This window comes from Pseudoalteromonas sp. SWXJZ94C, assembly GCF_015864385.1.
In the GTDB taxonomy this organism is placed as follows: Bacteria; Pseudomonadota; Gammaproteobacteria; order Enterobacterales; family Alteromonadaceae; genus Pseudoalteromonas.
In genome coordinates this window covers 1-3642 of the sequence record NZ_JADYXF010000098.1, presented here as the reverse complement: position 1 = coordinate 3642, position 3642 = coordinate 1, and the positions used below count along the sequence as shown (strand labels likewise).

The 3642-nt window shown below is 38.4% G+C and carries 1 protein-coding gene and 1 pseudogene; one reads left to right on the top strand and one right to left on the bottom strand.

Going from position 1 to position 3642, the window contains the following annotated elements; translation table 11 throughout:
• Positions 1 to 317 precede the first annotated feature (317 nt).
• Positions 318 to 3153 (bottom strand): annotated as a pseudogene (locus tag I6F65_RS20965) (TonB-dependent receptor); the annotation flags it as partial.
• Between the two features lie 352 nt (positions 3154 to 3505).
• Between I6F65_RS20965 and I6F65_RS20960 the strand changes: the two are divergent.
• A partial coding sequence (locus I6F65_RS20960) for a transposase family protein (RefSeq protein WP_197111189.1) occupies positions 3506 to 3642 on the top strand: 137 nt, incomplete at its 3' end.

Below are 3642 nucleotides of genomic sequence, written 5' to 3'. Positions count from 1 at the left end.
ATTTAAAACCGAAGTTTTATTTAACTCTCTGAGTAGTTCGCTCCTCGCTAGGCGTTGGCGTTTCCCGTCTCAGTGGGGTCGCATTATAGGGATAAACGAGTGAGGGTCAATACTTTATTTCAGCTTTTTGACAATTAAATGAATTTAGTATGAAAGCTATACAAATAAAGGGCTGTAGGGTTTATTCCGCCTATTAAACAACCAACATATGAGCAGTAAAACTATGTGCATACATAAAACTACAATATTAGGTGCGTTAGACTAAGCCAACTACGGTTTTTAATTGGCGTTTAATAAATTATTACGTATGCCGTTAATTAAAAATTATAATTAAAGCCTGCGTAATAGCGTCGCCCTGAATAGCTTGAGTTAAGTAATCGTGCATCTGTATCATTACCTAAACGCGTTACCGATTCCGACTTAGTTAAATTAATGACGGCAGCTGTGAAACTTAGTCCTTCGTATAAGTTAACCGACGCATTAACATCAACCTGTTCGTATGGATCTTGATATACATTTAACCCACTATTGAGCCCCAATACTGTCATCTCTCGTTTATTATATGATGCACGTATATTAAAGGCGTCACCTTCATAGTAAACAGAAGTGTTGTACTGATACTTTGCACTACCTATTAATGCCGACTGACCAAACTCTTCACCATTTACTGTTACCTCGGCCTTATTGGTTTTGTTATAGTTGTAGTTTGCGTAAAAACCAAAACCATTATCAAACGCATGCTGAATAAATACTTCTGCGCCTTTAGATACTGCATCTGTACCATTACCATTACCATTACCCACAATACTGTACGGAGCGATATTAATAATACCTGCATCTACTATATTATTTTTACCGACAAAGCTTTGCTCTACACCTATTACCAGTGGCACGACAAAGTTGTCTACTTTCTTATGAAAAAACGCCAATCCAACCGCAGAACCCTTTGCATAATAATACTCAATAGATAAATCAGCCTGCACCGATTCAAATGGCTTTAAGTTTTTATCACCGCCACTGCCGCTAAAGCCTGGTTGTTCATTAAATGCAACTCTATCATCTGCCCATTCATCCGATACAAACGTAATACGCTGCTGCGCACCTAAATCGCTGTAATCAGGACGAGACATTACTTTTGCTATTGCCCCACGAATAACTAAATCGTCAGTTGCATCCCACGCTATATTAAAGCTTGGTAGTATTTGAGTGTCTTTGTTTTTTTGAGTGACTAATTGTTAGTCTTTTACAAAGCGTGCGTCACCAGTTACGGCTCGCCAGTTTCATCATTTGTGTGATCTAATTGGTAGGTATATAAGTCGGTAGATGAAGTAAATGTTTTTATTTGCACAACACGCACTCCCAAATTACCTCTTACTTCACTAAACTCAAAATCGCCTTGAATATAAAAAGCAGATATTTTCTCTTCAATGTCGTAAACAAAGTTATCTTCAATACGTGTATAAGGTACATACTCAGCAGTGACCATATCGCGGTATTTGTCCCAGTCGATGCTTGGCATTTGGTTTATTTCAAACCCGCCTACTATATTACTCTCACTTGTAAATACATTTTGAGCTAATGGCATTCCACCATTCCATTGGTAGCTGTCAAAACGCGTAATACCTTGCTTCACCCGCAGCTATATCAAAATTAGGATCTAAAAAGAAGGTATTACCAGTTTCACGATGAAGAGTTGAGTTGCGGTATTTAACACCGGTTCTAATTGTTTTTAAAAAGCCCCAATCAACATAAAAACCCATATCAGCTTGGTAGTAATCTTCCTCTAGCTCACTGCGTACAAAACTTGAGTTTGAAGAGCCCGCATCACGACCGCCTCCAATTCCATTTTGTAAGTTAGTTAATGTATTAGGGTCAATATTAAGTGATATATTATTTTGGTTGAGTGACCAGCCTGCCGTTTGAGCAGCGTTTTGCATAGCAGTGGCGTTTTCGCCCGCGTTTGAGCTTTTATATGCGGATTCCCAGCTTTCTTCTGGTCCTCCTTCTGATTTTGCATTACCCACGACAAAACGCGCTTTAAAATTATCGCCTTCATAGGTTAAGTTAAAATCAAACGTATTGGAGGTCGATTCTTCGCGCACATAACTGCCGCGCACCCACGGAAACTGCATATCAGTTTCAATACCGCTTGCCATCGCATCGTATTGCATACCAGTAACAATAGTTCCCGACTCATCAAGATTTACATCAGTTAAAAAATCAGGATTTAAAGACCACTCTGGTATATCAATCACAGATTCTGTTCTGTCTTACCCTAATGTAAAACCAAAATAATTAAAGCCAAGCTCTAAACGATTTGTTGGTCGCCATTGCGTACTAAATTGGATCCCTTCGCGCTCACGTTTTTCGTTAAGTACTGAACCTCGAACAACTTGCGGAAACCAAACGCCATAGTAACTATTACCACCTGCATCACTAATAGTATCCCAACCATTATTGTTATTAACTGCATTACCATTTATACCTATTGCTTGCCCAGTGCCAGTATAGCGCCACACATTGGCATCAGTACCGCCCGAAAGCGTTCTGTTTGTTCGCTCCTTATATGTATAGCCAACTAATATACCAACGTTTTCGTCGTCATTTTCCCATGAATATAAACCCGTAAACTGCGGCTCATACTCTTTTGTAACATCAGCGTAAGTACTCTCTACATTAAATACACCTGAGTTTACATCCATATTTAAAGGTTTTCGGCTGTGCATTAATACAGTGCCACCAACCCCACCTTCATCTAAACGTGCCTCTGGCGATTTATAAACCTCAACACTTTCAATCATTGAAGACGGTAACAAAGCATAATCAAACGAACGCGAAGGCTCCCCTGGAGAAGACGCAATAAAATTACCATTAAGCTGTCTAAAAGTAAGTTCTGACGATAAACCACGAATACTAACTGATGAACCTTCCCCGCCGTCACGCTCAATTACCACTCCGGGTACGCGCTGAAGTGAGTCGGCAACGTTTTTATCAGGGATCTTCAGCGGTAATTGCATCAACCACAGAGCCAGACATACGTTTTACGTCTAAGTTTTCAGCCATACTTGAACGGATACCACGTGCTTCTATTACTTCCATATCTTTTTTTATTTTTGCTTCATCGGTTGTTTCTGCACTAAATGCCAGTGTGTATAAAAATATACCTAAGTTTAAGCAAAACTAAATAAATCTTATTGCGAACAACTAATAGGTATAGAATATTAATTTTACAACTTTTAGATGACCTTAAATAAAGCTTTTCATGTAAAAGCACACCTTTAATATCTAAGCTGCTCCTTATTTTTAAAAGATGTTAAGTAGATCTTCTAAAAAATATAGACTAAAGTTAATTAAAGAACTTTATGACTGATAAAATTCATTAGCGCAATGCTAAAGAACCACTTTTAAAAGTGGAAGAAAAGGAGTTTTTACTCAGGGCAAGATCACGAACTTTACCTTGACTTAAAAGTATGATCTTATACTCCTTTTTTCAAGGAGCATTCTCATGCTTGATATTCAGCTATTTAAATATTTCGAATCAATCGATGATCCTCGCCAACAAGGTAAAGTGGTTCATAAACTATTTGATATCATATTCTTAGCCGTCAGCGCTGTTGTGTCTGGATGCCAAGGCTGGGAAGA